Source organism: Psychroserpens sp. AS72 (genome assembly GCF_038900375.1).
Taxonomy (GTDB): Bacteria; Bacteroidota; Bacteroidia; order Flavobacteriales; family Flavobacteriaceae; genus Psychroserpens.
Genome location: NZ_JBBMRC010000015.1, coordinates 42924 through 49392 on the forward strand (window position 1 = coordinate 42924; position 6469 = coordinate 49392).

The following is a 6469-nucleotide window of genomic DNA, read 5'->3' on the forward strand; positions in this document are numbered from 1 at the left end:
TTTTAAAAAATTGAATTACATTTAAGCATGCAAGAAGATTTCTTACACTACTTATGGTTACATAAAAAGTTTAATGTACTCCAATTAAAAACAACGCAGCATGAGCGTTTAAAAATCGTTAATGTAGGACAGCACAATCATAATTCTGGACCAGATTTTTTTAACGGTCAAGTAAGAATTGGAGATCAGCTTTGGGCTGGTAATATAGAAATCCATATCAAATCTAGCGATTGGTTTGTTCATGGTCATGAGCAAGATGCTGCTTATGATAATGTGATTTTGCATGTAGTTTATGAGCACGATACAGAAATTTTTAGAAGTGATAATTCTACAATTCCAACCTTAGAGCTCAAATCTTTTATCTCTTCGGAAATTTTAAATAATTACCAAAAGCTCTTCTCCTCAAAAAACAAATGGATTAACTGTGAACAGGATTTTCCTGAGGTTGATGAATTTACACTCAAAAATTGGCAAGAACGATTATACTTTGAACGTTTAGAACGAAAATCTAATACTATTGAAGAGGTATTAAAAGCTTCAAAAAACGATTGGGAAGCTGTCTTGTTTAAATTGCTTTTCAAAAACTTCGGACTTAAAGTCAACGGATCAGCCTTTGCAAGCATAGCAAATTCCATAGACTATTCAATAGTGAGAAAAACAGGTTCTAACTTAGAACAGTTGGAAGCTTTACTTTTTGGACAAGCAGGATTGTTGGAGAAGGAGAGTAGTACTAATTATTATGAGACGCTTCAGAAAGAATACAAATTTCTAAAACAAAAATTTCAGTTAGATAACCAAGGTGTTATCAACGTGCAATTTTTTAGATTACGACCTCCAAATTTTCCAACGATACGATTATCTCAACTTGCAAATTTATATCATAAAGAACAGCAGTTGTTTTCAAAAGTAATTTCCGCAGAAAACCTAAAAGACATTTATACACTTTTTGAAGTGAATACCTCACCATTTTGGAATACCCACTACACCTTTGATAAAGAGTCTAAACAGAGCACAAAAAAAGTAACGAAAGCATTTGTAGATTTGTTACTTATAAATACGATTCTACCAATAAAATTTTGCTACGCAAAGCAAAACGGTGAGGCAATTGATGATTCGATTTTAGAAATTATAAATGCAATAGTACCAGAAAAAAATTCTGTTGTAGATGGTTTTAGCCAATTAAAACATAAACCGAAATCGGCTCTAGAATCTCAAGCTTTCATTCAATTAAAAAGTGAGTATTGCGATAAAAATAAATGTTTACAATGCGCAATTGGGAATGCACTACTCACTAATGCTTCTTAATTGAAGTTTATAGAATTAGATAGCGTAAAAAAAGAAATAAATTTTAACTTGCAATATGAACAGTTTTTACCAAATGCTTTACTATTTTCAAAAACGTGGGTTTTACGTGTGTCAACGTATTGCAGACCGTATTGGGATTAGAGCAAAAATTGTGAGGACTTCTTTTATGTACCTTACGTTTGCTACTTTAGGTTTCGGATTTGCGTTGTATTTGTTTTTTGCTTTCTGGATAAAAATAAAAGATATTGTTTATACCAAACGCTCTTCTGTATTTGATTTATGAATCCCTTAATAAAATTTTTTAGAGTAAAAATTTATACAGCAGTTTTTCTGTTGGTATTTGTGTTGCTTGTTGGCGTTTTTGGATTTAAAATCATGTCCAATTACTCTTGGGTAGATTCTATTTATATGACTGTGATTACTATTACTACAGTCGGTTTTGGAGAGGTACAACCCTTAGATGATAATGCCAAAATATTTACAATAATTTTAATTTTAGCAAGTGTAATCATCTTAGGTTATGCTATTACGGTCATCACCGAATATATTTTAAGTAAAAACAATTTTGAAGAACTAAAACAAAGAAAGATGCAAAAGAAAATTGACGGTTTTAAAGATCACATCATTATTTGTGGCTACGGAAGAAATGGAAAACAGGCTTCGCAAAAATTGTTAGCCTATAATAAAACTTTTGTTGTGATAGAGAAAGATAGAGAGATTTTGGAGAAATTTCAAAACGAAATGGTGCCTTTTGTTTTAGGGAATGCTAATGAGGATGACATATTACAACAAGCAGGAATTGAACGTGCAAGTACGCTTATTTCGGCTTTGCCAAATGATGCAGATAATCTGTTTGTGGTGCTTTCTGCTAGACAAATCAACAACAAACTAAATATTATAAGTCGTGCTTCTCAAGAAACTTCTTACCAAAAATTAAAATTAGCAGGAGCTAATCATGTGATTCTTCCAGATAGAATTGGAGGCGATCATATGGCATCTTTAGTGGTTGTTCCTGGTTTAATTGAATTTATTGATAACTTGTCTATTGTAGGTAAGACTAATGTTAATATAGAAGAAATCCCAATTGAGAAATTGTATGATACTTCTGCAACAAGAACAATTAGAGATCTAGATCTTCGGAAAAAAACAGGATGTAATGTTATTGGTTTTAAGAATGCAGAAGGCGAATATCTCGTTAATCCTGAGGCCGATTTAAAATTAGTCCCTAATTCTAAAATTATTGTTTTAGGTAGACCAGAGCAAATTCAAAAACTGAATTCGCTCTACGATATCACATAAACGGAGTTTCATTTTAACAAGCGATGCTTTAAAAAGTCGAATTTTTTTAGCATCTTGTCACATTATACGTAACTAACTAATTAAATTATACAATGAAGAAACATCTTCTTTCAATTTTTGCACTCATTTTACCGCTTCTAACTTTTGCTCAAGACAAAGGTATTGATGAAGTCATCGATGAAAAATTTGGTGATGCAACAGGATGGTTTGTAGAAGCAATATTTTATCAAATTCCATTTACCGATACTGTAAGTGTCTATTGGGTATTATTTCCTTTAATAATTGGAGCAATCTACTTTACTATATATTTCAACTTTATCAATTTTAGAGGCTTTTTTACATCTGTAAATATTGTAAGAGGAAAGTATGATGAATTAGATCATCACGAGTCTTTAATAGGTGCAGGTGATTCAACTCCAGGAGGTGATAATATAGAAACTATTGCTATAGAAAATCATGAAGGAGAGGTGTCACATTTTCAGGCCTTAACAGCTGCATTATCTGCAACTGTCGGTTTGGGTAACATCGCAGGAGTTGCAATTGCAGTTTCTATTGGTGGTGCAGGAGCAACGTTTTGGATGATTGTAGCAGGTTTTCTTGGTATGGCTTCTAAGTTTGTTGAATGTACACTTGGTGTAAAATATAGAGATATTGCAGAAGATGGAACCGTTTACGGTGGACCAATGTATTACCTTACAAAAGGACTTAAAGAAAAAGGACTAGGAGGTTTAGGTAAAGTATTAGCTGTATTATTCGCCATTTTTGTAATTGGTGGATCATTTGGAGGTGGAAACATGTTTCAAGTTAATCAAGCATTTCAATTAGTAGAAAATATAACAGGTGGAGAACAATCCTTTTTACACGGAAATGGTTGGGCTTTTGGTTTAGTAATGGCTGTTCTTGTTGGTATTGTAATTATTGGAGGTATAAAAAAGATTGCTAAAGTAACAGATAAGATTGTGCCTTTTATGGTAGTCATATATGTGGCAGCATCATTATTTGTGATCTTCGCGAAATACGATATGATTGGTAGTGCTTTTGCAGCAATTTGGAATGGCGCTTTTAGTCCAGAAGGAATTGCAGGTGGTGCAATTGGTGTGTTAATCCAAGGATTTAGACGTGCAGCATTCTCAAATGAAGCTGGTATTGGTTCGGCTTCTATTGCGCATTCAGCAGTAAAAACAAAATATGCAGCAAGTGAAGGAATGGTTGCATTATTAGAACCATTTATTGATACAGTTGTTGTTTGTACAATGACAGCTTTAGTATTAATTATTACTGGATTTGTAGATCCTTTAAATCCGCCAGCAAATGACGCTCAAGCTATTTTATTAACGTCAAGTGCGTTTGAATCATCAATATCATGGTTCCCATATGTATTAACAGTTGCAGTTGTATTATTTGCATTTAGTTCAATGATTTCATGGTCTTACTATGGTTTTCAAGGATGGACTTATTTATTTGGAAGATCTAAAAAAGCAGAGTACACCTACAAAGTAATATTTTGCATATTTGTAGTTATTGGAGCAGCAGCAAGTTTAGGTTCTGTAATAGGATTCTCAGATGCGATGGTATTTGCCATGATGGTTCCCAATATGGTTGGTTTAATTATCCTTGCACCTAAAGTGAAGCAAGAATTAAATAGATACATGGCTGCAATTAAAGCTGATAAATCATAAACCAGAAACAATGAATTTTATATCCCACTTTTCGTTTACTAAAAAACAGAGAAGTGGGATTTTTTTATTGCTAATTTTGATATTGGCTGTTCAATGTGCGTATTATTTTATTGATTTTTCTTCTGAAAAATTTGATACAAATACCCAAGATATTTCTATGTTTGAGGCAGAGATGGATTCTCTGAGAATTGCAAAATTAGAAGCTTCAAAACCAGTTATATTTCCATTCAATCCAAATTATATAACAGATTTTAAAGGCTATTCTTTAGGAATGTCTAATGCTGAAATTGATAGACTTCACGCCTTTAGAAAAACAAATAAATGGGTGAATACTGCAAAAGACTTTCAAAAGGTAACCAAAGTATCCGATTCCCTTTTAGCAGAAATATCGCCTTATTTCAAATTTCCAGATTGGGTAACAAACCCTAAACCCAAAACAAACTATACTAACAGTTTTTCAAATAATTCAAAACCAAAAACATTTGAACAAAAACAAGATTTAAACACTGCAACTGCAGCACAATTAAAACGAGTGTATGGTATTGGAGAAAAATTATCTGAGCGTATTGTAGCCTACAGAACAAAATATGGAGACTTCATTGCAGATGTTCAACTTCAGGAAGTATATGGTTTGTCACCAGAAGTCATTGAAAGAGCGCTAAACGATTTTACGGTTAAAACTGCACAACCAATTACTAAAATCAATATTAATGAGGCGACCATTGCCCAATTGGTGACAATTAAATATATTGATTATGAGATTGCTCATAATATTATAGAGCAGAGAACGCTTAGAGAAGGATTTAAGTCCTTTGATGAACTAACAAAAGTTAAAGGTTTTCCGGTCAAAAAAAGTGAGATAATTAAGTTATATTTGTCCATCGATTAAAGATAAAAATAACACAATATGAGCAGTAGATACTTCACAGAAGAACATGAATTATTTAGACAAAGTTTAAAAGATTTCTTGCAAAAAGAAGTTGTTCCACATATTGAAAAATGGGAGAAAACAGGTCATATAGAACGATTCATTTGGGAGAAATTTGGAGAAATGGGTTTCTTCGGTTTAGCATATCCTGAAGAATATGGTGGTATGGATCTCGATTTGTTTTACACTGTTATCTTACTTGAAGAATTACAAAAAGTAAATTCTGGCGGATTCGCTGCCGCAATTTGGGCACATGCCTATTTAGCAATGACTCACCTTAATAAAGAAGGTGATCACGCTATTAAAGAAAAATATTTAGCACCAAGTATCACTGGAGAAAAAATAGGTTGTCTATGTATTACAGAACCATTTGGTGGTAGTGATGTTGCAGGTATGAGAACAACTGCAGTTAAAAAAGGAGATACATACGTCATTAATGGGTCTAAAACATTTATTACCAATGGAGTATATAGCGATTATTTAGTGGTTTGTGCAAAAACTAATCCTGAGCTAGGTAATAAAGGTATTAGCATATTTGTAATGGATCGTGATACACCAGGAATTTCGGCTACAAAGCTTGATAAATTAGGTTGGCGAGCATCAGACACTGGTGAGATTGCATTTGATAATGTAGTAATTCCAGTATCAAACTTAATGGGTGAGGAGAACAAAGGTTTTCCTTATATCATGCAACACTTTGCATTAGAGCGTTTAATCATGGGTATTAATTCTCACGCTCGTGCAGAATTTGCTTTAGATTATGCCCAAAAGTATATGAGTGAACGACAAGCTTTCGGGAAATCTATTGATAAATTCCAAGCCTTGAGACATGCCTTTGCTGATTGCTACGCAGATATGATTATGTGTAAAGAATTTAATTATTCAATAGCAGATCGTCTTAACAATGGAGAATATGTAGTTAAAGAAGCTACGATTTCTAAATTGCGTTCAACCAAAATGGCAGATGAAGTGATTTATCAATGTCTTCAGTTTTTAGGAGGCTACGGTTATATGGAAGAATATCCTATGGCAAGATTATTGCGCGATAGTAGATTGGGACCAATTGGTGGTGGAACTTCTGAAATCTTACGTGAGATTATCGCTAAAATGGTAATTGACAATAAAGATTATAAACCAGCGACATAATATCTTAATTATTATTTTAGCGAAAATCAATTTCAATTATCGCTAAAATGGTAATTGACAATAAAGATTATAAACCAGCGACATAATATCTTAATTATTATTTTAGCGAAAA

At 32.8% G+C, this 6469-nt stretch carries 6 protein-coding genes; all 6 read left to right on the forward strand.

Features of this window, described 5'->3' with window-relative positions; all coding sequences use genetic code 11:
• Positions 1 to 27: 27 nt before the first annotated feature.
• The 6 genes from WNY78_RS18175 to WNY78_RS18200 all read left to right on the forward strand — a co-directional run bounded on the left by WNY78_RS18175 (position 28) and on the right by WNY78_RS18200 (position 6357).
• Entirely contained in the window at positions 28 to 1305 is a 1278-nt protein-coding gene (locus WNY78_RS18175) for a DUF2851 family protein (RefSeq protein WP_342874650.1), read from the forward strand.
• 55 nt (positions 1306 to 1360) lie between these two features.
• Positions 1361 to 1588: a PspC domain-containing protein gene (locus WNY78_RS18180; RefSeq protein ID WP_342874651.1), complete on the forward strand. Its 228-nt coding sequence runs from the start codon at positions 1361 to 1363 to the stop codon at positions 1586 to 1588.
• The gene (locus WNY78_RS18185) at positions 1585 to 2604 is read left to right on the forward strand and encodes a potassium channel protein (RefSeq protein ID WP_342874652.1); all 1020 of its coding nucleotides are present in this window, start codon (positions 1585 to 1587) and stop codon (positions 2602 to 2604) included. The genes WNY78_RS18180 and WNY78_RS18185 overlap by 4 nt, the downstream gene beginning before the upstream one ends.
• A gap of 92 nt (positions 2605 to 2696) precedes the next feature.
• Positions 2697 to 4283 (forward strand): alanine/glycine:cation symporter family protein, encoded by a 1587-nt coding sequence (locus WNY78_RS18190; protein WP_342874653.1) that lies wholly within the window; start codon positions 2697 to 2699, stop codon positions 4281 to 4283.
• 10 nt (positions 4284 to 4293) lie between these two features.
• On the forward strand, positions 4294 to 5172 hold the full coding sequence (locus WNY78_RS18195; RefSeq protein WP_342874654.1) for a helix-hairpin-helix domain-containing protein: 879 nt from the start codon (positions 4294 to 4296) through the stop codon (positions 5170 to 5172).
• A gap of 18 nt (positions 5173 to 5190) precedes the next feature.
• A complete protein-coding gene (locus WNY78_RS18200; protein ID WP_342874655.1) occupies positions 5191 to 6357 on the forward strand; it encodes an acyl-CoA dehydrogenase family protein in 1167 nt (388 codons plus the stop codon).
• Positions 6358 to 6469 lie beyond the last annotated feature (112 nt).

What these genes read in the sequence shown, in the direction of transcription:
- WNY78_RS18190 (WP_342874653.1), top strand. Translation starts at nt 2,697, where the DNA reads ATGAAGAAACATCTTCTTTCAATTTTTGCACTCATTTTACCGCTTCTA.
- WNY78_RS18175 (WP_342874650.1), top strand. Translation starts at nt 28, where the DNA reads ATGCAAGAAGATTTCTTACACTACTTATGGTTACATAAAAAGTTTAAT.
- WNY78_RS18185 (WP_342874652.1), top strand. Translation starts at nt 1,585, where the DNA reads ATGAATCCCTTAATAAAATTTTTTAGAGTAAAAATTTATACAGCAGTT.
- WNY78_RS18200 (WP_342874655.1), top strand. Translation starts at nt 5,191, where the DNA reads ATGAGCAGTAGATACTTCACAGAAGAACATGAATTATTTAGACAAAGT.
- WNY78_RS18195 (WP_342874654.1), top strand. Translation starts at nt 4,294, where the DNA reads ATGAATTTTATATCCCACTTTTCGTTTACTAAAAAACAGAGAAGTGGG.
- WNY78_RS18180 (WP_342874651.1), top strand. Translation starts at nt 1,361, where the DNA reads ATGAACAGTTTTTACCAAATGCTTTACTATTTTCAAAAACGTGGGTTT.